This is a genomic window from Kitasatospora sp. NPDC005856 (assembly GCF_040629945.1).
Classification (GTDB): Bacteria; Actinomycetota; Actinomycetes; order Streptomycetales; family Streptomycetaceae; genus Kitasatospora.
Genome location: NZ_JBEXWT010000055.1, coordinates 22,654 through 44,953, shown reverse-complemented (window position 1 = coordinate 44,953; position 22,300 = coordinate 22,654). Strand labels below are relative to the sequence as shown.

At 70.8% G+C, this 22,300-nt stretch carries 20 protein-coding genes and 1 pseudogene; 9 read left to right on the top strand and 12 right to left on the bottom strand.

Annotation, left to right across the window (positions count from 1 at the left end; translation table 11 throughout):
• The first annotated feature begins 33 nt into the window (after positions 1-33).
• Positions 34-903: an NTP transferase domain-containing protein gene (locus ABZ449_RS27740; RefSeq protein WP_360351303.1), complete on the top strand. Its 870-nt coding sequence runs from the start codon at positions 34-36 to the stop codon at positions 901-903.
• A gap of 15 nt (positions 904-918) precedes the next feature.
• A complete protein-coding gene (locus ABZ449_RS27735; RefSeq protein ID WP_360351300.1) occupies positions 919-1,650 on the top strand; it encodes a phytanoyl-CoA dioxygenase family protein in 732 nt (243 codons plus the stop codon).
• A 95-nt stretch (positions 1,651-1,745) separates the two neighbouring features.
• Here the strand turns inward: ABZ449_RS27735 and ABZ449_RS27730 are convergent, their stop codons facing one another.
• The 6 genes from ABZ449_RS27730 to ABZ449_RS27705 all read right to left on the bottom strand — a co-directional run bounded on the left by ABZ449_RS27730 (position 1,746) and on the right by ABZ449_RS27705 (position 7,771).
• On the bottom strand, positions 1,746-2,576 hold the full coding sequence (locus ABZ449_RS27730; protein WP_360351297.1) for a hypothetical protein: 831 nt from the start codon (positions 2,574-2,576) through the stop codon (positions 1,746-1,748).
• Between the two features lie 55 nt (positions 2,577-2,631).
• Positions 2,632-3,114, bottom strand: a complete 483-nt coding sequence (locus ABZ449_RS27725) for a hypothetical protein (protein ID WP_360351294.1) — start codon at positions 3,112-3,114, stop codon at positions 2,632-2,634.
• Positions 3,115-3,149: 35 nt separating this feature from the next.
• Entirely contained in the window at positions 3,150-4,400 is a 1,251-nt protein-coding gene (locus ABZ449_RS27720) for a hypothetical protein (protein WP_360351291.1), read from the bottom strand.
• Positions 4,401-4,421: 21 nt separating this feature from the next.
• Positions 4,422-5,522, bottom strand: a complete 1,101-nt coding sequence (locus ABZ449_RS27715; RefSeq protein ID WP_360351289.1) for a hypothetical protein — start codon at positions 5,520-5,522, stop codon at positions 4,422-4,424.
• Positions 5,519-6,661, bottom strand: a complete 1,143-nt coding sequence (locus tag ABZ449_RS27710; protein ID WP_360351286.1) for a hypothetical protein — start codon at positions 6,659-6,661, stop codon at positions 5,519-5,521. The genes ABZ449_RS27715 and ABZ449_RS27710 overlap by 4 nt, the downstream gene beginning before the upstream one ends.
• 540 nt (positions 6,662-7,201) lie before the next feature.
• Complete coding sequence (locus ABZ449_RS27705; RefSeq protein WP_360351283.1) at positions 7,202-7,771, bottom strand: ATP-binding protein; 570 nt, start codon at positions 7,769-7,771, stop codon at positions 7,202-7,204.
• Between the two features lie 207 nt (positions 7,772-7,978).
• Here ABZ449_RS27705 and ABZ449_RS27700 point away from each other — a divergent pair, with 207 nt between their 5' ends.
• Positions 7,979-9,325, top strand: coding sequence for a hypothetical protein (locus ABZ449_RS27700; protein ID WP_360351343.1), 1,347 nt, complete (start codon positions 7,979-7,981; stop codon positions 9,323-9,325).
• A 35-nt stretch (positions 9,326-9,360) separates the two neighbouring features.
• Here the strand turns inward: ABZ449_RS27700 and ABZ449_RS27695 are convergent, their stop codons facing one another.
• Positions 9,361-9,714: a site-specific integrase gene (locus ABZ449_RS27695; protein ID WP_360351280.1), complete on the bottom strand. Its 354-nt coding sequence runs from the start codon at positions 9,712-9,714 to the stop codon at positions 9,361-9,363.
• 105 nt (positions 9,715-9,819) lie between these two features.
• Positions 9,820-11,043 carry a hypothetical protein gene (locus tag ABZ449_RS27690; RefSeq protein ID WP_360351278.1) on the bottom strand — a complete coding sequence of 408 codons (1,224 nt, stop codon included), beginning with the start codon at positions 11,041-11,043 and terminating at the stop codon, positions 9,820-9,822.
• Between the two features lie 120 nt (positions 11,044-11,163).
• Here ABZ449_RS27690 and ABZ449_RS27685 point away from each other — a divergent pair, with 120 nt between their 5' ends.
• Positions 11,164-14,205 carry a Tn3 family transposase gene (locus ABZ449_RS27685; protein WP_360351275.1) on the top strand — a complete coding sequence of 1,014 codons (3,042 nt, stop codon included), beginning with the start codon at positions 11,164-11,166 and terminating at the stop codon, positions 14,203-14,205.
• 132 nt (positions 14,206-14,337) lie between these two features.
• Here the strand turns inward: ABZ449_RS27685 and ABZ449_RS27680 are convergent, their stop codons facing one another.
• Positions 14,338-15,264, bottom strand: a complete 927-nt coding sequence (locus ABZ449_RS27680) for a hypothetical protein (RefSeq protein WP_360351273.1) — start codon at positions 15,262-15,264, stop codon at positions 14,338-14,340.
• A gap of 188 nt (positions 15,265-15,452) precedes the next feature.
• Between ABZ449_RS27680 and ABZ449_RS27675 the strand changes: the two genes are divergently transcribed.
• Positions 15,453-16,115: a recombinase family protein gene (locus tag ABZ449_RS27675; protein WP_360351270.1), complete on the top strand. Its 663-nt coding sequence runs from the start codon at positions 15,453-15,455 to the stop codon at positions 16,113-16,115.
• On the opposite strand, the gene ABZ449_RS27670 is transcribed toward ABZ449_RS27675, so the two are convergent.
• Positions 16,102-16,371, bottom strand: coding sequence for a hypothetical protein (locus ABZ449_RS27670; protein WP_360351268.1), 270 nt, complete (start codon positions 16,369-16,371; stop codon positions 16,102-16,104). The genes ABZ449_RS27675 and ABZ449_RS27670 overlap by 14 nt on opposite strands.
• Before the next feature lie 203 nt (positions 16,372-16,574).
• Here ABZ449_RS27670 and ABZ449_RS27665 point away from each other — a divergent pair, with 203 nt between their 5' ends.
• From ABZ449_RS27665 to ABZ449_RS27650, 4 genes and pseudogenes are all read left to right on the top strand, one after another.
• Positions 16,575-18,272 carry a hypothetical protein gene (locus tag ABZ449_RS27665; RefSeq protein ID WP_360351265.1) on the top strand — a complete coding sequence of 566 codons (1,698 nt, stop codon included), beginning with the start codon at positions 16,575-16,577 and terminating at the stop codon, positions 18,270-18,272.
• A 245-nt stretch (positions 18,273-18,517) separates the two neighbouring features.
• Positions 18,518-19,441: a GNAT family N-acetyltransferase gene (locus ABZ449_RS27660; protein WP_360351263.1), complete on the top strand. Its 924-nt coding sequence runs from the start codon at positions 18,518-18,520 to the stop codon at positions 19,439-19,441.
• A gap of 555 nt (positions 19,442-19,996) precedes the next feature.
• A complete protein-coding gene (locus tag ABZ449_RS27655) occupies positions 19,997-20,638 on the top strand; it encodes a linear amide C-N hydrolase (protein ID WP_360351340.1) in 642 nt (213 codons plus the stop codon).
• Between the two features lie 117 nt (positions 20,639-20,755).
• Positions 20,756-20,908, top strand: a pseudogene (locus tag ABZ449_RS27650) (leucine zipper domain-containing protein); the annotation flags it as partial.
• Between the two features lie 449 nt (positions 20,909-21,357).
• Here ABZ449_RS27650 and ABZ449_RS27645 read toward each other — a convergent pair.
• Both ABZ449_RS27645 and ABZ449_RS27640 read right to left on the bottom strand, forming a co-directional pair.
• Positions 21,358-21,684, bottom strand: a complete 327-nt coding sequence (locus ABZ449_RS27645; RefSeq protein WP_360351260.1) for a recombinase family protein — start codon at positions 21,682-21,684, stop codon at positions 21,358-21,360.
• 108 nt (positions 21,685-21,792) lie between these two features.
• A complete protein-coding gene (locus tag ABZ449_RS27640; protein WP_360351258.1) occupies positions 21,793-22,293 on the bottom strand; it encodes a hypothetical protein in 501 nt (166 codons plus the stop codon).
• Between the last annotated feature and the right edge of the window lie 7 nt (positions 22,294-22,300).

Here is a 22,300-nt window from a genome sequence, read left to right as displayed (position 1 = left end):
CACCCTCACCCACCCGCCACCCGGGAGGACCCCGTGACCGATCGGAGCACCACCGACACCGCCGTCCCGTACTACAGCAGCGCGCTCGTCTCCCTGCTCACCCGGGCCGTGGCCCTGGTCCTGGCAGGCGGCAAGGGCAGCCGGCTGCGTGCCGCGCCCGATGCCGAGCTCCAGGGCACGCCCAAGGTGCTGGTGCCGATCGACACCCCCAGCTCCGGCCGTGTCCCGATGCTCGGCCACGCGCTCACCCAGCTCACCGCCGCCGGGTTCCGCCGGATCGCCGTGCTCACCAGCACCGACCCCGCCACCGGTGCCGAAGCGGTCGAGGCCTACGCGCTCACCCACCCGTCGGCCCGGCAGGTGGAGCTGACGATCCACCGCGAGCAGCACCCGCTCGGCACCGCCGGTGCGGCCTACGCCGCCCTGACCCACCTGCCCGACACCCCGGCCGCGGTGGTGCTGCCCGCCGACACGCTCTACCCCACGGCCCTGCTGCCGTCCGCCGTCGCGGAGCACCGCTCCCGCCCGACGGCGGTGACGTGGACCGTGACCACCGCGCCCGGCCGCTGCGCGCAGAACGCGGGCCGGCTCTTCCTCGACCCCGACGGCCGGCACGTCGTCCACGCGCTGGAAGGGGTGGACGCCACCCTGCCCGCCGGGAGCCGCAGCGGGCTGCGGCAGGCCACCAGCACGGGCGCCGTCCTCCTCGCCCCCGGCCCGTTCCGGGCCCTGTTCGAGGAGTACGCCCGGCGCCTGGCCTGTCCCGGCGAGGCCGACCTGTACCGGCAGTTCATGCCCTGGGCGATCAGCCAGGGCCACCCGGTCGGAGCCTTCGACATCCGCACCTCGGCGCCCGACCTCGGCACCCCCGACCGCCTGGCCGCCTTCGGCCGCACCGCCTGAGAGGAGAGCAGCACCGTGCCCAGCACCGTCCTGTCCGCGCTGACCGAGCAGCAGGTCCGCCACTTCCGCGACCTCGGCTACCTGCGCCTGCCCGGCCCCGGCCTGCCCCGCGACCTGGTGGAGGAGGTCGCCGGGGTGGTCCGTGCCCGCGCCGCCCTCCTGCCCGGCGGGCAGGCCAAGGTCTACCGGCTCTACGAGCACGACCGAGCCCTGATGTACCGCCTCGTCGCCCACCCCTCTCTGACCGGGCCGCTCACCTCGCTGCTCGGCCCCAACGTCGTCTACGTCCTCAACCGGCACAACCAGGGCTCCCTCAACGCTCCCGACTTCCAGGACGTGCGGCTGCACCGCGACATCCTCCAGCCCACCCGCGGCCTGCTGACCGCCGTGGTGTATTGCGAGGACGCCACCGTGGAGACCGGCTGTACGTGGATCGTGCCGGGGTCGCACCGCGCGCCGTACGTCGGCGTCCCCCAGCCCGACGGCGGCGGCACGTGGATGGACGAGCACCCCGTGCTGGCCGACCTCGCCGACCAGGCCGTCCCCGTGCCGGTCCCCGCCGGCGGCATCCTGCTCTTCGACGGCACCGTCTTCCACACGGTGGGCCGGAACACCGGCGGGGCGACCCGTACCAGCGTGGTCCTCGGCTACCGCAGCGCGGACGAGCTGGACGCCCGCCCCGACCCTGACCGACAGATCGTGGTCGCCGGCGCCCATCTGTACCGGGGCAACGACCGGCCGAGCTGACCCAGCGCGGTGAGAACCGGTGGTGGTCGGCACCCCGAGGGCGTGTCGGCCACCACCTTCGTGCAGGTCGTCGCTTCGGCGGTGTGCGGGCCGGTTCAGGCGGTGGTCTGGTGGCGGTGCAGCCAGGCCTGCGGGTCGCGCAGTTCCTTGTTGGTCGGGCACAGCACCCCCGGGTCCATCAGCACCTGCTCGATCAGCGGGTAGCCACCGTGGTTGTAGATAGCGGCCACGAACGCCGCACCCAGGTCGTAGAGCGCTCGGGTCTGTGCCAGCCGAGCCGAGAGCTCTACGAACCGCGCGGTCGGCTCCGGTTCCCCGGGCAGGGGTCCCGGGGAGGCGACGCCGCACAGCCGCTCGGACGCACGACTCTGGACCCACGTACCGTGGCCCTCGGACAAGGCGAAGGGCGCCCGGCGCTCCTCGAACGCCAGGCGCAGCTTGTAGTCCTGGGCGTTGAACAGGTTCTTGGCGTAGGCGAGTACGGGGCTCACCGTGATCTGGGCAAGCTGGGTGATCTCGTGGACCAGGACACCGGTCAGGCGCCGGTCGGTGGCCCGGGACTCGGCGTGGGAGGCGGGCATGACGATGATGTCCGGCGGGCCGTCGGGGCGCCAGATGACGGCGCCCTGCACAATCGGGGCGAACGTGGCCGCCAGTCGTCGAGGGACCACCCGGTTGAGTGCGGACAGGACCCAGCGCGAGACCGCCCCGTCGAGCTGGTTGATGTACAGCTGGTTGAGCAGTCGGTCGTGCACCGCACTCCAGGCGATGAACTGCTGGGCGGTGGCGATGCGCAGGGTGATGTCTGCGGGGATCGGTATGCCGGCGAGTTCGGTAGCCAGCGGGAGGGCCTGGGCTATGAGGCGCTCGTAGCGCTCCACGGTGGCGGTGTCGGTCTTGGCGTCGTTGCGTACGGTGATCGTCATCGGTTCTCTCGTTGGCGTGTACAGGAGGTGCGGTGGTGGGTGCGGTGGCCGGGGTCTATCCGGCGGGGTGCCCGCTGGTCAGGAGCACCGGGGCGCTGGGGTCGGCCAGGTGCCGCAGTGCGGCCCGGGTGCGTTCGGAGGGGATGTGGTCCGGATCGGCGAAGCGCAGGTTGTCGTGCTCCTGCTGTTTCCTCGTGGGGAGGGAGAGATCGGTGAGCTGCTGGGCGGTCAGGGTGCCACCGTCGAACACGAACCAGTAGGCCTCGGCGGAGACGTTGCTGGCCGGTGTGGTGTCCACGACGAGCAGTGCCGGGGCGAGGATCTCCAGGGTCACGTCGCGCCGGGCGGCGATCCGGGCGGCTTCGTGCGGCTCCTGGTCTCTGAGGGCGCGCCACGTCGGTATGTCCCAGCTGCAGTTGTCGGCGGCGTTGGTGGTCGTCTGGAGCACGTCGCCATCCGGGTCACGGATGACGACCTGGGCGTAGACGCAGCGGCCGGGCGGGAACAGCGGGTCGATCGTGGAGTACAGCAGGAGCATGCGGGTCGGTCCGATCGGTCGAAGGGGTGTCGGGTTCAACGGCGCGGGGGCAGGCAGATGACGCCGGTGTCGGCGAGGTACCGGTAGAGCCCGTGGTGTTCGTCATCGGTCATCGGGCGCGAGTACGGCGGCACCTCGTCGGCGGCGGGTGCCGGCCGGGTGGAGATCGGCGGGGTGAGGTCGGTGGCCGAGTGCGCGGCGGCGGTGGAGGGGCCGCGCAGCACGAGGGTGGTGCTGTCGGGCAGCATCGCGGCCTGGTGCACGAGCGTGGGGGCCAGGGTGTAGGTGCTGCCGGGCAGTTCGGTGGTGGTGACGGCCGGGTGCAGCTGGCGGGTGGTGAAGGGGCCGTCGGCCCGGTCGTCGGTGCGCAGGGAGACGGTGTGGAGGTAGCCGCCGGCCAGGACGCGGGTGGTGAACGGGTGGGCGTGGTTGTGCGGGAGGCGTTGGTTGGCGGGGTGGTGGCGGGTGTTGAGGCGGATCTCGTATCCGTGGTCGTGCGCGGTGGCCAGGACGAGGCGGTCTGCGAGGAGGGTGGTGCGGGAGGCCTCGTAGCGGTCGGGGCTGAGGATGGTGGTGGTGGCGAGGTAGGTCAGGTGGGTGCGGTCGGCGTCGAGGCGGTGCAGGGCGCCGGCCTGGGCGTGGATGCGGGGCAGGTCGGCGGTGTGCAGGTCGGGGATGTCGTCCAGCAGTAGGCCGGGGCGGTCGTCGTCGCGGCGCGGGGCGGTGAGGCGGAAGTGGGCGGTGGCGGCGGCGGCCCGGTAGTCGGTCGGGCTGAGCGGCCGCAGGTCGGGGGCGGTGTCCGGGAGGTGGGTGAGCACCAGCTGCACGGTGTCCGGGGCGGCGGTGAGCAGGGTCGTGGCGCCGGCGTGCAGGAGGCACAGTTGGCCGGGGTGCAGGGTGCGCAGGTACTGCGGGCTGTCGTCCTGGTCGCGGTAGAGGGCGAGGTTCAGGGGGCCGGCCAGCGGAAGGACTGCGGTGGTGCGGGTGGCGGGCCGGGGTTCGGCGGTGGTGCCGTCGGGCAGGCGCAGGTACCAGGCCGGGTGGCCGTCGCGGGGCGGCGCGAGCAGGAGCATGGTGTGGCCGGGGCCGGTGTGGGATCCGGCTGCGAGGGCGCGGGGGTCGGCCTGGTCGAGGAGGAGCAGCGCCCGTTTGATGGCGGGGGTGAGCCAGGTGTCGCCGACCAGGCGCTCGGGGTTGGCGAGGGGGCCGTTCGGGTGGGTGAGCAGGTCGGCGGCCGGCAGCGGGATGACGTCGGCCGGGGCACCGGGCGGCAGTGGGATGGGCATCGTGGTCCTCGTGGGTGGGGGTCAGGGGGTGGTGGGCCGGGGGGCGTTCCAGGGCCTGGAGGAGGCAGGGATCGGGTCCCGGGCGGGGCGCTGCCCGACGGCGCGCACGGGCGGCAGTTCGGTCTTGGCCTGGTTGCTGGCGGCGGCGAGCTCGGCCTGCTGCTCGAACCCCTCGCGCAGTCTCTGCTGCTCCTGGCCGAGTTCGTCCTGACGTCGGCCCAGGGCCGTGAGGCGTCGGTTGACGTCCTGAGCGTGGTGCAGGACCTGCTGCACACCGGCGAGGGCGGCCGTCGCCGCCTGGGCGTGGGCCAGGGCCTGAGTGTCGATGGCGCTGCGGGCGGCGGCCGCAGCGGCGGCAGCCTCCTTCTCGGCCTCCAGGACCCGCACCATGGCCAGGACTTCCTCCGCCTCGGCCCGGGCGGCACGCAGTTCCAACAGGCTGTCGTCGATTCTGCGCATGGTCTGGGCGAGTTCCTCGCGCGCGCGGCGGTGCTCGGCGCGCCAGCCGGCCGCCAGGGCGATGTCCTCGGCCCAGTGGGCGGCCGCCTCCCGGGCCGCCACGCGCGGCCCGGTGCGCAGAGAGTGGTCCTGGCGTGCGAACAGGCACATGGTCTGGCGGCACCAGTGGCGGCGTGACAGTTCGCCCAGGCCGAGCAGCATGGTCAGCAGCGCCGGCAGGCGCAGCGGGCCGAACAACTGCCGCACTTCGTGCTTGGCCTCGCGTACCGCCGCCGGGCTGAGCCCCGCGACGACGGCGATCTTGCGCAGGTCGTAGCCCTCGGCGAGCAGGGCGTACACCTGGGCCTGCTCGGAGGTGAGGCGGCCCGGCGGGCACGCGGGTCCGATCGCCGGGACGAGTCCGGCCCGCACCCCGATCGCGGCGAGGTGCCCCGCGTTGCTGGCGCCGGTGATGCTGCGCAGCCGCTTGACCGCGTGCTGGACCGTGTGGATGGAGCTGTCCAGGCGCTGGCTGATCGCGGCGTGGGTGTTGCCCGCGGCGGTGAGTACCAGCACGTCGTGCTGGAACCTGGTCAGGACGATCCGGCACTCGCAGGTCGGGCACGGCGTGCCGGTGACGGTCGACGTCCGCTCCCAGGGGTCGGTGGCGTACGGCCTGGTCACTCGGAGCCTCGGCGGTCGGGCATGGCGTTGACGGCGAGCGCGATCTCGATCGCGTTCAGGTCGGCGGCCAGGTAGCCCAGCAGCAGGGCCTCAAGCTCGGTGAGTTCCTCGACGATGTGGTGGCCGCAGCGTAGGACCCGGGGTTCGTGGACCTTCGCCAGCGGGTGGGCGTTCGTGCGGGAGGCCGTCATCGCGGCCCCCCAGTTCCACGGGGCCGGGTAGGCGCCGCGCAGACACGCGACGCGGTGCACGGCGGCCTGACGGATCCGATGGTCGAGGTGGGCGCGGCGCACCGTGGCCATCACCGCGGTAAGGGCGACGGTGTCGCGTACGACCTGGTAGCCGGACCAGGTGCCGATGTAGGGGTAGTCCACCGCCTGGTCGTCCCGCTCGTAGGAGAGGTAGGTGTCGGCGTAGGTCCGGTGGTCCTCGCGCGGGCCGATGAGCAGCTCGGAGTACCAACGGGCGGCGACCAGGTCCCACTCGCGGCGGCCGTGCATCAGTGGGCGGCGCAGCAGAAGGCCGACGTGGACGCCGTCGTCGTGGACCGGGACCATGCCGTGCTCGCCGAGGACGACGGCGTTCGGGGTCGGCCAGTCCAGGTCGTCCCATTCCTCGCGCAGCTGAGCCGTGTGCTGGCGCAGGAACCGGCGGGCGGCATCGTCGAGCGGGGCGTCGCCCAAGCCGTCGAGCAGTCCGGTGAACGGGTCGTGCTCACGCAGCCACGGCGCTGCTGCGGGGTCGATGCGGTGGGTGAGGGCGGTCACCCAGGCGGACAGGGACGTGTCGGTGCTCGGCTTCCCGGGGTCCGGCCAGAACGTGACGGCCCGCCCCTCGGTGCCGGCGCGGACGTCGTGGTACCAGGGGGGGATGACGGGGATGCGGTGCTGCTTGAGGAAGAGCGCGCCCTTGATGACGCCCCAGGCCTCGTCCAGGTCGGGGTGGACCATGGCCAGGACCCTGGTGGCGGGCAGCGACCACAGGTGGTTCGGGCTGTCGCTGAGCAGTTCGGCCTGCGCGGGGTCCTCACCGATGGCCGCGCGGGCCTGTGTCAGGGCCTCGAAGGAGGCCGCGACGTCCAGTCTGCGGGCCGGGGTGGTGGTCTTGAGCAGTGTTCTGGTGCGCGTTCCGACGCTCACGGCGCAGTCCTCGTACGGAGTTCGGTGGAAGGGTGGATCGGTCCGGGATGGCCTTCGGGGTCGTCCCGGACCGGCCGGCCCCGTGCCGGGTGGCACGTGCCGGGACGGGCGGGCGGAGCGCACGGTCCTCCGCTCTCCGGCCGCCCGGTGCGCCCGCGGTCGGGGTGAGCGGGTGTGTGCTGCCGCCGGGCCGCGGACTACCCGCGCTCCAGCGGCGGGTGGTCTCGGAGGGGGTGCGGGCCCGGCCCTTGCTCCCGTCAGGCCGGGCCCGCACAGTGGCGGCACCGTCTGCGGGGACGACGGCGCCAGAGTCGCGGAGCCTGCCCTCCAGCGGGCTCCGCGAGTTGTCCGGGCCGGCCTCCCCCGAGCAAAGGGGAGCCGGGCCCGGACGCGGTGAGCGTGCGCCCCCAGCTCCGAGGAGGGGGCGTGCTCTCCCGCTGCCTGCCCCGGACGGGGGTTGGGGTCGGGGCAAGCGTTTTGAGTCCGGTGACGCCCACGCGGGGAGGCAGCAGGCGGCACCGGAGGCCTACGAGGTGCTGGTCACGCGGGTATGCGGTCCAGCGCGGTGCTGGGCTCGGGGAACGTTCCGACCGCCGGGCGCGGCCGGATCGATCGCACCACCATGCCTGCGCGCAGCACCGTACACACTCGGGCGGCCTGTTCGGCCACGGCGGCCGCCGACTGCTCGAAGACGGGCAACTCGACCTCGGTCCAGACCTCCTTGCCGCCCTCGGGAAGGCCTTCGACACCGAATCGAGAGACGTGGGCCATGACCAGGATCAGGCCTCGGCCGCAGGTCTCGTCGTCGGCGGCCCGCCGGTACGCGGGCTGACCGGGTCCCGGGTCGGCCACGGACACCCGCAGCGCTCCTGGGACGGACGCGAGAGAGGCGGTCAGCTTCACGTCCGGTCGGTCGCCACCGCACCCGTGAACAATGCCGTTGGTGCCGAGCTCGCTCAGCACGAGCTCCACCGCGTCCCGTACGGCGTCCACCTGCAGGTTGTCGAGGCCCAGCAGCAGTAGAGCCTCCCCCGCCCAGTGGCGGAGGTCGCGAATCCTTGCTCGCTCGGCAGGGAACCGCGTGGTGATGGTGCGTGATCTCGGCTCCATGGGGGCGCCTCACTCGCTTGGGTGGCCAGATGAAGTGGTCGCACACGTGTTTCCCAGGTGTGACGTACCGGGGATGACCAGGAGGGGCAGCATTTCGGGGCCCGCACCTCGTTGCTGACATTCATTCAACTCTCCTGCACCGGTGGCGGGAACCGGTCATGCTGGGGAACAGTGTGAACGCCGTGAACGCTCGCATACGGAGTGATGATGGGTGCCAAGAGCCCGAACACCAGCCTGGCCTCGCTGCTGGAACAGGCTCAGTGGACCAAAACACAGCTGGCCCAGGCCGTGAACCGTGCCGGTCGGGAGATCCAGCTGGATCTCAGGTACGACCACTCCGCGGTGTCCCACTGGGTCAAGGGAACCCAGCCCGCCGCCGGGGTCCAACCGGTTATCTGCGCAGTTCTCAGCAGCAGGCTCGGCCGGACTGTAACGTCAGCGGAGGCGGGCTTCTCCCGCCCCAACGACGATCTGTTGCACCCGAGTTCGGGCGACGTCGTGGACAAGATCGTGAACCTTGGGAGGGCCGACATGGACCCATCACGACGCAACGTGCTGAAGGCCGGTCTCTACTCGGCAGCGCTGGGCGTGCCAGGGTTCGCAGACCTGAGCGACCGCATCAACGCCACCTCGCCGCTGACCGGCCGCACGGTCCGAGTGGGCGGGAGCGAGGTCCAGACCGTCCGCAGGATGACTGAACGGATCGCCGACATCCTGGACGAACTCGGCGCCGGCCACGCCCGGCCGATGGCTGCGGCGTTCCTGACGAACACCGTTGGCACCTACCTGCGCGCCGACGCCACCACCGAGGTCAAGGCCGACATGCTGACCGCTGCCGCGGACCTCGTCTACCTGATGGGGTGGATGGCGATGTACGAGATTCAGCACGGTCTCGGGCAGAGCTACTACCACCGGGCGCTGGAGTTGGCGAGGGCCGGCGGGGACCACATCACGTACTGCCGGACCCTGCGCGGCATGGCTCTCCAGGCCGCCAACCTGAAGTACGGCCGCAAGGCGCTGGACCTCGCGGACGCCGCTGCGGAGGCCGCTCCCAAGGCCGGCCCGCGCCTGGCAGCCTTCCTCTCCGGGCAGCAGGCGCACGGTGCCGCCCTGGTGGGGGACCGTGCGCTGGCGTTCGCGCGCCTTCGGGAGACGGAAAGGTCCCTGTCGCTGGCAGAGGGCCGGAACGACCACGTAGGCGGCTACGACATCGCTGCCTACCACTTCCACGTCTCCAGCGTCCTCTACGCCCTAGGCGATGTTCCGGGCTCGATCATCGCCATGCAGCAGTCCCAGCGGCTGCGCCCGCCGACGGAGAAGCAGGGGCGAGCACACGCCAATGGTGTCCTGGCGCAACGGCAGTTGGAGGTCGGGCACGTCGAACGCGCGGCTGGAACGTGGCACGCCTTCCTGGACGACTACGAGACCCTGTCCTCCGCCAGGGCCGATGACCACTTCCGCCAGATGCTCGCCGGTACCCGACCCCACACCGGCAACGCTCGGATCCGAGAGCTGAACGAGCGCGCTCGGGAGCTGGTGGCGATGAAGGCCTAACAAGCACCGGCCGCTCACATCCCGCGCGGCGAGTGTCAGGGCACCCTTGACGACGTACGATTCGGCGAGATCCTCACGGCCTTGTAGTCCCGGAGGACCTCCTGGTCGCTGATCTGCGCGTAGACCAGGGCCATGGAGACGCTGGAGTGTCCGAGAACCTTCATGATCGTGTGGAGCTTGGCGCCGCGCTCGGCGAGCTGGGTGCCCACCGTATGCCGGAATCGGTGGGCCGTGACGGTGCCGCGGCCGGTGCCTCCACGCCCGCCGGGGCGGACGAGGCCGACGGCCTTGCAGGCGGCCTGGATCGGCGTCTCGAACAGGTAGTACGTCGACAGCAGCTTGCGCCGGTGGGTCATAAGGGTGCCCATCATCCCCGCTGGTGACAGCATGTGACGATGCGAAGCCCTGGCCGAGCATACTCAGATCACCCGATCACAGACTCCTACCAGTACTGGACCCCCTTCGGGGTGTGTCGCAGTTGGCTGAGATCGTTGTCAGTCTCGGTGAGGAGTGCGTGGAGCGAGTCGTGCCTTGGCGGCGGCTCGTACCTCCGGTTCCTCCATCGGGTCGTCGCGTAGCGCCGCGATCCGTTCCAGGGCTTCTGGGTGGTCCGGTGCGTGGGCGATACCCAGTAGCCGGGCCTGCTCCTCGCAGTCCCAGAGGGACTCGGTGTGGGCGTGGTCCAGGCCGCGTGTGCCGATGGCGGCCAGTGCCTCCAGGTAGGCGGCCCGCTCGTAGGAGTGGGGGGTGCGCAGCCAGAACCAGCGCAGGTCGGGCACTGCGGCGGTGGCGGCCGGTCCGAAGCGGGCCAGTCGCCTGGCCGTGGTGTCGGGGCCGCACCAGGCGCGGGCCTCGCGCTGGTCGGCGAGTTCGGACACAAGCGCCGGTATCACCTCGGGGCCGAGGTGATCGGCGAGGACATCCGCGCCGAGCCGGGCAAGCCACGGCCGGTCGTCGCATATCCAGCGGCGCGCGGCCGGTACGGCCAGGGTGCCGAGGCGGTCGACGGCCTGTCTGAGCAGGGGAAGGGGTCGGCGGCCGTTCGGGGTGCCGAGCGAGGGTACGAGCGGGATCAGTCCCTCCACCGGGCCCCGGAGGGACAACTCGCGTAGGACGTCGACCTTGCCGGCAGACCCGAGGCCGGGGTCGGCCAGCAGATCGAGCAGTGCACCGTCGTCGAGGTCGGTCAGATCGAGCGGGGGCGGGCCCGGGTTGGGCCGCTGGACCTCGATCCCGAACCGGGTCCACGGTTCGGTGAAACACGGCGGCTCCGGCTCCCCGCCGATTCGGGCCCGCGCGACCTCCCCGAGGTCCTCCCACCACTCCAGCGGCCACTGGTGGGAGAGCGACTCCAGGACGGAGACCCAGCGCGCGCCCTCACGGACGTAGGAGCGAAGGGCCTCCCTAGTCTCGTCGCAACCGCCGAGGGCGAGCAGTTCCAGTACGTCGACGGCCCGCCCGCACTGCTCCTGGTCCCCGCCGAGCAGTTCCACGATCGGCGCCAGCGACAGTCTTAGGTCCTGGACCAGTCGGGCGAGGTAGAGGGCGCGGTCGTCGGTGGAGTCCCACCGCCAGTCCCGCCGGATCCCGTCGTAGATCAAGGGGGCGGCCGTCTGCGGATTGTGCAGTGCCGATCTGGCGCCGAAGCCGCGGCCTCGTTGCAGCAGGCCCGCCAACGTGTTCAAGCGGGCGTAGGACATCACGTCGTCATCACTCATCACCGGGCACCATGGCCTCTGAGGAGGATCGGAACGGTCAGTAGCGACAATAGGCCGATCTTGGTTCCGGTTCGGTGACTCAGCCCATCTGCGCTGGTCAGGGGCCCTACGTTCCGAGACATGCCAGTTGATTTCCTGTCAGACGATCAGGTCTCCCGCTACGGGCGCTTCGCGGCCGAGCCCACTCCGGGCGAGCTGGAGCAGTTCTTCCGCCTTGACGCGCCGGGGCTGGAGGCAGCCCGCTCGAAGCGGTCGCCGGCGAACCGTCTCGGCTTTGCGGTGCTGTGGGGCTCGGTGCGGATGCTCGGAGTCTTCCCGACCGAGGACCTGGCGGTGGTGCCGGCCGTGGTGGTGCGGTTCGCGGCCGAGCAGCTCGGCGTCGAGGCGGCCGAATGGGCCGGGTACGGGGTGCGGAAGCAGAGTCGCTACGAGCATGCCTGGGAGATCCGGGACGCGTTCGGCTACCGCGAGTTCGGCGAGGCCGAGCAGGAGGTGCGCGCCTTCCTGGCGGCGCGGGTGTGGGCGTCGGTGGAGGGGCCGCGGGCGCTGTTCGACCGGGCGGTGGTGTGGTCGGTGGACAACCGGGTGCTGCTGCCGGGGATCACGACGCTGACCCGGCTGGTGGCCGAGACGCGGGCTCAGGAGATGGCGGAGCTGTACCGGACGCTGGACGAGGCGGTGCCGGACGAGCTTCGGCAGGCGATGCGCGAGCTGTTGAAGGTGCCGCCTGGCAGGCGGGTCTCGGAGCTGGAGCGGCTGCGGACCGGGCCGGTGCGGGTGTCGGGGACGGCGATGCGCGAGGCCCTGGACCGGGCCCGGGAGGTGCGGGCGCTCGGGGCTGGCCTGGTGGAGACCGGAGGGGTGCCGCCTGCGCGGATGGTGGCGCTGGCCCGGTACGGGCTGGGCTCGAAGGCGCCCACCTTGCGGGATCTGGAAGAGACCCGGAAGACCGCGACGATGCTGGCCACGGTGCGGCACCTGGAGACGGCCTCGGTGGACGATGCCCTGGACCTGCTCGATGTCCTGATGGGCAGCCGACTACTGGCCCGGGCCGAGCGGATCGGGCGGGAGGAGAAGCTCAAGAGCCTGCCGAAGCTGAAGAAGGCGGCTGGGCGGGTGGCCAAGGCGGTGGAGGTGCTACTGGGCACCGCGCCCGCCACCGTGGACGGCGAGGCGGTGTCGGTGCTGGACGCCTGGGAGGCGATCGAGAAGGTGGTGCCGCGCGCCAAGCTCGCCGAGGCGCTGACCGTGATCGCCGAGTGCGTACCGGAGGGCGACGGGGACGAGGACGCGGAGTGGCGGGTCGCGCTCGCCTCCCGGTACGGCACGGTGCGCGGCTTCATCAGGCTGCTGGTGGACACCGTGGACTTCGGCGCGGTGGAGGCCGGGGCCCCGGTGGTGAAGGCACTCAAGCAGCTGCCCCACCTGGTCGGCCGCCGCAAGGTCGCCGCGAGCGAGGTCGACCAGCAGTTGGTGACCGGCTCGTGGCGGCGCCTGGTGTTCGCCAATCCGGACGTCGAGCCAGGCTGTGTGGAGAAGGCGGCGTACTCGTTCTGCGTGCTGGAGCACCTGCACCGGGCGCTTCGGCGCCGGGACGTGTTCGCCAGGGAGGGAGACCGGTGGGGCGACCCGCGGGCCAAGCTGCTGGCCGGCGACCGCTGGGAAAGCGCTGAGGCGACGGTGCTCACTGCTCTAGGGCTGGACGCGGAGCCAGCCGCGCACCTGGCCGAGCTCGCCGGAGCGTTGCACGGCGCCTACCACCAGGTCGTTGCCGGGCTGCCGACGAACAGCGCGGTGACGGTGAAGGACGGCAAGCTGCAGTTGGACCGCCTCGGCCCCGCCCCCGAGCCGAACCTGATGCCGGCTTTCCGGCAGCTGGCCAACAGCATGCTGCCGAAGGTCGACTTCCCCGAGCTGCTGCTGGAGGTCGCCGAGCTGACCGGCATGACAACCGCGTTCACCCACATCTCCGGTGCCGACCCGCACATGGACGACTTCGAGGTCAGCGTCTGCGCGTTGCTGCTCGCGGAGGCCTGCAACGTCGGTCTGACCCCGGTCGCCAAGCCGAACGTGCCGGCGCTCACCCGCGCCCGCCTGGTCCAGGTTGACCAGGGATACCTGCGGGCCGAGACCATCGGCGCCGCCAACGGGATGCTCATCGGCGCGCAGGCCAAGGTCGACATCGTCCGGGCTTGGGGAGGCGGCCTGGTTGCCTCCGCGGACGGGGTGCGGTTCACGGTGCCTGTCCAGACAATCCACGCAGGCTACAGCCCTCGGTACTTCGGGCTGCGCAAGAAGGGCGCCACCTGGCTGAACGTGGTCAACGACCAGGTCATGGGCCTGGGTGGAGTGGTGGTGCCCGGCACGTTGCGCGACTCGCTGTTCATCCTGGACGCACTGCTGGGCCGCGACGGCGGGCCGAAGCCGGAGACTGTGGTCACCGACACCGCGAGCTATAGCGACATCGTGTTCGGGCTGTTCGCGATCTGCGGTTACCAGTTCTCGCCACGGATCGCCGACATCTCTGACGCCCGCCTGTGGCGCACCCACGCAAGCGCGGACTACGGGCCGCTGCAGGAGGTGTCCCGGCACACGGTGCGTCTGGACCGGGTCCGGGCGCATTGGGGCGACATGCTGCGGGTGGCTGGCTCCCTGACCCTCGGTGAGGTCCGCGGCCATGACCTGATCCGCATGCTGTCCCGGGACGGCCGCCCGACCGGCCTGGGCGACGCCTTCGCCCACTACGGCCGGATCTTCAAGACCCTGCATCTGCTGCAGTTCATCTCCGACGACGGCTACCGACGCATGATCGGCAAGCAGCTGAATATCACCGAGGCCCGCCACCGCCTGGCACGGCGGATCTTCTTCGGCCAGCGCGGCGAGCTGCGGCAGAACTACCGCGAGGGCATGGAGGATCAGCTCGGCGCGCTTGGGCTGGCCCTGAATGCGGTGGTGCTGTGGAACAGCCTCTACCTGGACCGGGCAGCCAAGCAGTTGGCCGCCGACGGCTTCCCCGTCACCGACGACCTGCTGGCCCGCCTCTCGCCGCTGCAGTTCGACCACATCAACTTCCTCGGCCGGTATGCGTTCTTCCGGCCGCAGGAGGCCGGGCGTCGGCCACTGCGCGAACCGTCGGTCGGTGAAGACGACGGTGAGCGATAGGGGCGCTGGTCAGCCGGGTACCCGGCAGCCCGCGACAGCGGCCGGGGACCGGGCGGCGATGACCGGCAGCCAGAGACGGCGATGCCGACGACGGTGTTGGTGTAGAGCCGTCCGGAAGCCAGCAGCGTCCTGTCAGGCAGATCGCTCGGCACCGTAGTAGCCGTGCCGCATCCGGAACCTCATGGGGTCGGTGCCGTCTGCCTGGATGTGCCCAATCAGCATTGACCGCAGCGGCTCGGGCAGGTCCTTGCCGTGCGCTCCAGTCCACTCGAAGGAGCTGAAGAGCTGGGTCGCGCCGTCGAGCTGGACCGGGCTCGGCAAGCCGGTGGCGAGCGCGGCGATGATGAGGTCGGGGTCCTCGGCCAGCAGCAGTTGCTGGACCGCCATGTCGTACCACTTCAGGCCGCCGGTGGACTCCCTGGCGGAAATCCCGGCCCATGCCAGCAGGACGCGGATCCGCTCGATCTCGTCGGGATGGCCATCTTGGACGAGCGTGGCAAGCCGGGCCTTGGCGTCGCGAAGCCCATCTGACCAAGCTTCCAGGTCGCGCCCTGGCGGGTTGGAGACCTCTGTGGCTGCGTCGCGCAGCCCGGCAGGTGCGGCCTGGAGCCAACGCAGCCGACGCCGGTCCTCCTCGGCCTCTTGCACGGCCAGCCCCGCCTGAACCTCTCGCGATCCGGTCAGGCCTCGCTCCGCCAGCCACTCGGTGAGGGCCGGACTGTCCTGAAGGTCGGCATCACAGTCACCGATTCCTCGAAGACCGGATTGGTGGTGAAGGGTCCAGCAGGCGATCAGCTCGCCCTTGACGTCGTGAACCATGATCGTCGGCCAGCCGTTGCACAGACACCGGTCACCAGTGCCGCCGTCCACAATGGCCAGCACTTGCGCCAGGTCTGCGATCTCAGCACCGGTCACGACGATCCGCGCCACGTCGGCGGAGTCCGCCTCGTCAGGAGATCCCTCGGCGATCACGACGCGCCCAGCACGGTTCAGTACATCGCGGAGGCGCGCTGTCGTCGGAGCGCCCTCATCCATGCCCATCGTTCCCTCGTAGATCACGTCCGCGAGGATATCGGCGCCGATCCGGGAGCCGCCCACCGTTTTCGATGGACCGGCTTCAACAAACCATCGTTTGTTGAAGATCGCAGCGCGGGCCGCCGGAAGGACCTCAGAGCCTTCAAAAACTCCTTCAAAAACCCTGGTGGTTCAACAACCCCCGACCGCCGTTTTCTGACAGGATTCCGAGCGTGAGCACGCCACTTGAAGACGCCCAGTTCGAACTCCTGGTCGCCGAGCCCGCCGTCCGCACCGAGATCCGCATCGGATACGCACGGGTGTCCACCGGCGGACAGAAGCTCGACCGCCAGCTCGACGCCCTCAATGCGGTCGGCTGCCGTCGGATCTTCGCCGACAAGAAGTCGGGGAGGAACGACGCCCGGCCCGAGCTGAAGGAGTGCCACGCCTTCCTCGCCCCGGGCGACACCCTGGTGGTCCCCGCCCTCGACCGCTACGGCCGCTCCCTCCAGGACCTGATCGCCATGGTTGGCGAACTGCGCAAGCGCGAGATCGGCTTCACCTCGCTGCACGAGCGGCTCGACACCACCACCCCCGGCGGCCGGCTGGTGTTCCACGTCTTCGCCGCCCTCGCGGAGTTCATCCGCGAGCTGATCGTCTCCGGCACCCGCGAGGGCCTCGACGCTGCCCGTGCCCGCGGCCGGGTCGGCGGCCGGCCCACCGTCGCCACCCCCGAGATCATCCGGGCTGCCCGCGACATGCTCCCCAATCCCGAGCACTCGATCACCTCGATCGCCAAACTCCTCGGCGTCAGCCCCGGCACCCTCTACAACCACATCCCCGACCTGCAAGAACTCCGCGCCAGCCGCATTCCCGGGCAGCTCACCACCAGCTGACCGCTCCCGCTACTGGCCGTTCCGATCCTCCCCGGAGGCCGATCTGCTCGGTGACAGGCAGATGGCACTCCAGGTAGCGGTACGCGGCGAGGCGGTGCACCGGCTTGAAGTGCACGCTGGTGCCCACTCCGTAGCCGTGGGCGGCCCGGATCCCCGGCAGGTGGAAGTAGCCGTGGTCCACACCGGTCAGCCGGTCCAGGCGGATCCGGCCGTCCACGATGTCCACCGCCGCGTTACCCGGCAGCCCCCCGGCCATCTGCCGGTAGGTCTCGTCCAGCAGCGGCTTCCCGTGGACCGTGCCCGGCCGACGGTGGTCCGCCCGGGTGACCGGCCCGGTCGCACGGGGGAGGGGCCCGGCGTGTCAGCCGGGCCGACCGGGACCGCTCTGCCAGCGTGTTCCGCGGCCCCGGTGTCGGCCGAACCGCACACCCGCACACTGACCTGACCCGAGGAGCCCCCTTGCCGCACCGGTTGCCCCTTCCCCGGCTGACGGCCGTCGTCGTGGCCCTGCTCGTCGGGCTCTGCGCCTGCTCCAGCTCCGGCTCCGGAGCGCGCCCGGCCGACTCGCACGGCAGTTCCCCGCCCGCCGACGAGGTGGCCGCGGGCGGTCCGCTGGTAGGCGACCCCACCCTCGTCTCCGGCGAACAGTCCTGCGCGGCCGCGGAGGCCAACGCTCCCTGGTACCCGACCATCGCCGCCTTCGAGGTCCACGACTCGAACCGGACACACCTGTACGCGTGCGCGCACTTCGAGGGCGCCCCGTCGAACAACCAGGTCTATGCCTACAGTTCGCAGCAGGTCTACGCCACGCCGTACAACATCGTGGACCGCGGCCCCGACGAGCTCTACGTCTACGGCGGTGGCTACGGCGACGACCCGGCCGCGTCCGGCTCGTTCGTCTCGCGGGTCGAACCCGGAACCTTCAACGAGGTCTGGCGGCAGGTGCTCATCAACACCAACGCGACCGACGAATGGGACTACCCCGGCGTCCTGAACGTCCTGTCGGACGGCAGCCTGGTGGTCGTCTACGGCTACCACATCGCCCGGATCGACCCGCAGACGGGCAACATCCTCGCCCGGACCACCCTTCCCACCGGACAGTCGGCCCCGCGCGACACCGCGTACAACGGCTACGACGCGCTCCCCGACGGGACCATCGTCGCCAAGACCGTCAACCGGCAACCCGGATGCGCGGAGCAGGGCTTCAGCGCCTTCCTCAACTGCCCCGACCCGACGGCCGTACCGCCCTCGATCATGGTGGCGATCGACCCGAAGAGCCTCCAGGTGATCTCCCAGGTCACGCTGCCCGAGATGATGGGCGGCCGCATCACCACCTCGACGCTCGACAACACGCAGGAGATCTACCTGCCCGGAGCGACCAAGCTCTACCGCTACACCTACCGGAACAGCGCCTTCGCCCCCGACCCCTCGTGGGGGCCGGTGCCCTACCTCAAGGACGGGCAGACGGCCGCGTCCGCCATGGCCGTCATCAACGACTACGTCGTCGCGATGACCAACGGCGGGAAGCCGACGTCGACCCCGATGAGCGTCGTCGCCGTCTCCCGGAGCGACTCGACCAAGGTGGCGAACGTCCAGCCCTTCGCCGGCAGCGGCAGCAAGAACAGCTTCATCCCGTCGATGGTCTCGGTCGACCCCGAGAACGACCGCGTCTACGCGATGGACGCGGGGGCGGGCAAGCTGGCCGGGATCGACCTGACGAACGGCGCGCTGTCCGTGGTGTGGACGCAGGACCAGACGACGCTCAGCTTCACGACCCTCATCGGCCCCAAGGACCAGCGCGTCCTGATCGGAACCGACATCCCGGTGAAGTTCTTCCAGGGCCTCAAGAAGTACACCACCGAACAGATCGTGTGGCGCAGGGCCCAGGACGGCACCGAACTCGCCCGGTCCAGCCAACTGCCCAAGATGACCCAGGGGATCCTGGTCACACCCGGCTACGCCGCACTCCAGTACTTCCTGACCGCGGACGGCCACGTCACCGGCCTCCAGGTCGCGCCGAAGCCCGCGTCCCCGTCGCCCGCCGCTCCGGGCAGCCCCACGAAGTCCACGTCCCCGGCGTCGCCTGCATCCCCCGCCTCTCCCATGTCCTCCGGCTCTCCCGGTCCGTCCGTCGCCGCCACGGTGACCCCGTCCTGAGCGTGTTCACGCACCGCGTCGGCCTGCCGTACCGGCTGGCCGACGCGGGCCGGGACCAGGAGTCCGAGCGCACCCGTTCGAACCTGTTGGTCGCAGGCGTGCAAGAGCGGCGAGTTCCCGGCCCTCTCGCGGAGGCTCCGCTCATCGGTCTCCATCGAACGAGTGGCCTGTAATTCCCCGCCGAGTGCAATGTCACACGTGATATGAATGCGCCGAACTCGTCCGCCCAGACCGGAAGGTGACGCATGATCCGCCCGCTCCGCACCCCCGCCGACTACCCCGCGCTCGCCCGGCTCCTCGCCGTCACCACCGAGGCCCTCGCCGCCGAGGACGCCGCCCTCCCCGCCACCGACGCCCTCACCGCCGGCCCCGACGGCCAGCTCATCGGCCACGGCCGGATCCGCCTGCTCGCCGAGGAGCGGACCGGCCGGGCCGTCGGCTATGCCACCGCCTGGCGCGCCCCCTGGACCCCGCCCGGCGACATCGCCTCGCACACCACCGCGGACTCCCCCGATCTCCACCTCGCCCTGGTCGACGCGCTCACCGGCTGGGCCCGCACAGTCGGTGCCGCCCGCCTGCTCAGCGAACTCCCCGACACCGGGCTCCACCTCCTACCACCCCTCCTCGACCGCGGCCACACCGTCGACGCCCACATCCGCTCCGCCATCACCGCCCTCCGCCCCTCTCCCGCCCCGCTCCCCGCCGTCCCGCCCGGCGTCCGACTCACCACGCTCGCCACCACCACCGCCCCCGACCCCGCCCGGCAGCTCCACGGCCTCTACCTGGCCACTCTCCCCGACAACCCCGGCTACGCCGACGCGCTCCCCGACTACGACCAGTGGCACACCGAGACCCTCACCGGTCCGGCCCACCGCCCCGACTGGATCCACCTCGCCGAACACCAGGACCGCCTGGTCGCCGTCACCGCCGCCCACGCCACCCCCGACCCCCGCGCCTGCCACCTCACCTACACCGCCGTCGCCCGCCCCTGGCGCCACCGCGGCCTCGCCCGCACTCTCAAACTCCACGCCCACCACCACCTCGCCATGGCCGGCCTGCGCACTGCCCGCACCGAGGTCGCCGCCGCCAACACCGCGATGACCGCGCTCAACACCACCCTCGGCTACACCTGGCACCCCGGCCACCACCGCCTGGTCCTGCCACTCTGACCCGCACCCGGGACGCCGACGCGAAACCCCCACCTCGCGACGCCGGCCGGGCCCAAGGACCGGCCCCACCGAAATTCCCGGCCCATCGCAGCCCCGGGCCGCAGCACCACCAAAGCCGATCCGGCGATCCATCTCGCCAACCGGCTCGGACGAGACGAGCCCCGCTCGCCCTGCTCGCCCTGCTCCGTGCTCCTGCCGCTCTTGGCCGACCACGCCGCCGACCTCCTTGCAACCTGCCAACAGCCCGATCCCTCACCGTGATGAGGATCCCTGGATTTCCCCATCCCGTGCTCGGGCGCTCTTCAGACGTGCTTACGCGATTCCCCACCCTGCGGTGCACCGACCTGCAGACGGAGGCCGTTCGGGAAGGGCCGCCCGGTAGCCCGGGGGGTCTGTTAAGAACGGCTCTGTCCCGTAATCGGTGGTAACCGTCTGTGATTCAGGCGAGGAGGATGCGGTGTCGGAGCAGGGGGAACCCGGCTCGGCCGTGCATCTGGCGCATGATCCTCTTGGTGTGGGTGTTCACGCCTTCGGTGCGGCCGTTGTGTCTCCGCGATCCAGTGCCTGCTCGATCAGTTCTCCACCGTCGCCGACGCCGTCAAGTGGCTGGAGACCAGCTGCGTGCAGCTCATCGAGATGAAGATCGGCGGGAAGGCCGGCACCGGCCACATCTCCCGCGCGGACCCGAGCGGCAACTCGGCCATCATCGAGTTCCTTGACGGCGAGACCTCCGTGCACGAAGGCACGCAGTACACCGTGATGGCGAACGAGCCGCCCTACGAGAAGCAGTTGGAGATCCAGCAGGAGTACCCGGCGTACGGGGGTGACAAGGAGTTGCCCGGAGGCATCGAGTCGCTCGACCGCTTCGCGCGTGCCGCGTACTACTCCGCGCTGCTTCCGCAGGCCGAGGACATGCGCACGGCCACGGCCTACGTGTTCAGCGTGATCCGCAACGCCTCCGCCCCGTTCGGCGCCCCGGACGACCCCACCAAGCCGAACATCTCGCCCACTCGCTGGCGTACCGTCTCCGACTGCACCGAGAAGCGCTACTTCTTCGAGTCGACCACGAGCCCGAACGTGGTGTGGGTCGAGCTGGGACAGCTCGACTTCGGCAAGGGGAACGGCGAACTGGTCCTCGACCTGGTCAACGAGCCCGACCGCGTCGGTGACGTGACCAGCCAGTTCGTCCCGGTCTAGGTGTACTGACCACGGAGGTTGGTGACGGGGTTCACGGCGTGGTGATCTTGAAATGAGTGAGGGCCTTCTGGCTCGGTGTGGATTGCGACATCTGCACCTACGCCAAGAAAGGCCCTCATGCCACACCGTAACGCACCGCTGACCGAGACCGGACGCCTGCGCCTGGCCCGATGCGTGGTCGAGGACGGCTGGCCGCTGCGGCGGGCCGCCGAGCGCTTCCAGGTCTCCCCGACCACGGCCAAGCGCTGGGCGGACCGGTACCGCCGGCAGTCGGGGGTGAGCAGGGCCCGCACCCTGCCGGTGGTGCAGGCGGCCACCAGGCCCCGGTGGTTGTCGTACTGAAGCTCGCCCGGGTCGGTGATCCGGCGGCTGGTGAGGAGGTCGGCGATCTCCTGGACGCCGTCCTTGAGGGCGGTGGAGCAGGCTCCGGGGATGCGGCGAGCGAGGCGGGCGAAGGACACGCGGTAGTCGCGGGCGTCGGCCTCGTCCCTCCGGACCGCGCTGGATCCTCGATCCGGGCACGACGGCGGCCACGGCCTCAGGCTCATCTCCTGGTTGCGCAGATGGAGGGCCATGAAGAGCACGAACTCGTCGGTCACGCCCGCGCCGCCGATGGTCTTGCCGCGTTTGCGGGCGGATTCGTAGCCTTCGAGGTGCGGTCGCGGATGTACTCGCGTTCCATGCCCGACATGGCCTCGGGCACTGTGAACACGAACCCTTCACTCACCGGCGAGGAACTCCAAACCGACGTCGCTCGCCTTCAGCTCCTCGGCGAGCATGGCGAGTTCGATGCCGCGGCCGAGCCGCTTGTGCTCGTGGACGACGAGGGTGACGGCGACGCCGGAGGAGCGGATCTCCCCGGCGAGCTTCACCGCGGCCTCCAACTTCGGCCGCTTCGTGGCGCGGGTGGAAATCTTCTCGGAGAAGATGCGGGTGACCCCGGCCTCGGCGAGGGAGTCGAGCTGTGCGTGGAGGGACGGCCGGGCGGTCGAGGCACGGGCGTAGCCGAGGCGGACGTGCCCGACCGGTTCGGCGCCGGTGTTCACCGGCCGGGGAAGTTGGGTTCACGCGGACCCCGGCTTGCGTGCGGCCGGGGTCGGTACGTTGAGCGCCTTGGCGAGTTGGGGCACGAGGCGGAAGCGGGCGGTGTCCAATCAGGGTGCATCGACCGACAGAAGGTATGAGTCCAGGTCGTCATAGGGCGTCTGGGTGCGCAGCCATTGGAGCTTCCCGTCGGTGATGCGGTAGCGGTCGACAAGGAAGCTCCAGTCACCGTTGTCGCTTTCGTGCCTGAGGCACAGCGAGAAGTCGGTGTCGGCAAGCAAAGAAGCCATGGCAACGATGCATCGGGCGTAGTCGTGATAAGGGTGGTACACATAGTCGTTGTAGACCATGATCAGGGGATCGGGTTTCAGGTGAAACCGGAAGGTACCTTTGACTCTTTCGTCGGTGCCCGAGAGGAGCTCCGCGAGGGCTGCGGTGTGACGGCGTTCAAACCGCAGCTCAGCGTCAAGCGTCCGCACCTGTGGAGAGCTCTGGTGAACTAAGAAGGGGCCGTGGTAGTTGAGGTAGCCGACGGGGGTCTTCTCTACGGCGCGGAAAAACTGTTCCTGGGTGGCGCCCGGGGCGATGGTATCGAAGGTGTAGTCGCGCATCCATCGG

Bases quoted from the DNA above. Each gene is read 5' to 3' on its own strand.
- ABZ449_RS27705 (WP_360351283.1), bottom strand. From the start codon at position 7,771: ATGGAGCCGAGATCACGCACCATCACCACGCGGTTCCCTGCCGAGCGA.
- ABZ449_RS27640 (WP_360351258.1), bottom strand. From the start codon at position 22,293: ATGCGCGACTACACCTTCGATACCATCGCCCCGGGCGCCACCCAGGAA.
- ABZ449_RS27660 (WP_360351263.1), top strand. From the start codon at position 18,518: ATGATCCGCCCGCTCCGCACCCCCGCCGACTACCCCGCGCTCGCCCGG.
- ABZ449_RS27690 (WP_360351278.1), bottom strand. From the start codon at position 11,043: ATGAGTGATGACGACGTGATGTCCTACGCCCGCTTGAACACGTTGGCG.
- ABZ449_RS27670 (WP_360351268.1), bottom strand. From the start codon at position 16,371: ATGGCCGGGGGGCTGCCGGGTAACGCGGCGGTGGACATCGTGGACGGC.
- ABZ449_RS27720 (WP_360351291.1), bottom strand. From the start codon at position 4,400: ATGCCCATCCCACTGCCGCCCGGTGCCCCGGCCGACGTCATCCCGCTG.
- ABZ449_RS27700 (WP_360351343.1), top strand. From the start codon at position 7,979: ATGGGTGCCAAGAGCCCGAACACCAGCCTGGCCTCGCTGCTGGAACAG.
- ABZ449_RS27695 (WP_360351280.1), bottom strand. From the start codon at position 9,714: ATGCTGTCACCAGCGGGGATGATGGGCACCCTTATGACCCACCGGCGC.
- ABZ449_RS27685 (WP_360351275.1), top strand. From the start codon at position 11,164: ATGCCAGTTGATTTCCTGTCAGACGATCAGGTCTCCCGCTACGGGCGC.
- ABZ449_RS27730 (WP_360351297.1), bottom strand. From the start codon at position 2,576: ATGACGATCACCGTACGCAACGACGCCAAGACCGACACCGCCACCGTG.
- ABZ449_RS27725 (WP_360351294.1), bottom strand. From the start codon at position 3,114: ATGCTCCTGCTGTACTCCACGATCGACCCGCTGTTCCCGCCCGGCCGC.